Source organism: uncultured Microbulbifer sp. (assembly GCF_947498635.1).
Taxonomy (GTDB): Bacteria; Pseudomonadota; Gammaproteobacteria; order Pseudomonadales; family Cellvibrionaceae; genus Microbulbifer; species Microbulbifer echini.
On record NZ_CANMKV010000136.1, the window covers coordinates 1 to 442 of the forward strand.

The following is a 442-nucleotide window of genomic DNA, read 5'->3' on the forward strand; positions in this document are numbered from 1 at the left end:
GTTTCTGCACAAGCGTTATCATAGCAATTACCTTTGGCGCTCATGCTGCACCGCAGATCATACGCTGTAATTAAAGATTGATAATCTTTAGAGCAATACTGGCTTCCCCTGTCAGTATGTACGATAACATTCGTCGGTTTCTTACGTCGCCATAGAGCCATTTGAAGGGCGTCACAGACCAATCTAGCCGCCATCGTTTCCGACATCGCCCAACCAATAACCAGCCGACTATAGAGGTCTATCACTACAGCTAGATATAACCAACCCTCTTCTGTTCGTAGGTAGGTAATATCCCCGACCCATTTCTGATTCGGCGCTTCAGCATTGAAGTTCTGCTCGAGCAGATTTGGGGCCACTGGCAGACCATGTTTTGAGTAGGTTGTGGCTTTATATCTCTTGGCGGCTTTAGCTCGTAGGCCCTGTCGACGCATGCTGGCAGCAA

At 48.2% G+C, this 442-nt stretch carries 1 protein-coding gene; it reads right to left on the reverse strand.

Going from position 1 to position 442, the window contains the following annotated elements:
* A partial coding sequence (locus Q1A69_RS20165) for an IS3 family transposase (RefSeq protein ID WP_299589733.1) occupies window positions 1-442 on the reverse strand: 442 nt, incomplete at both ends.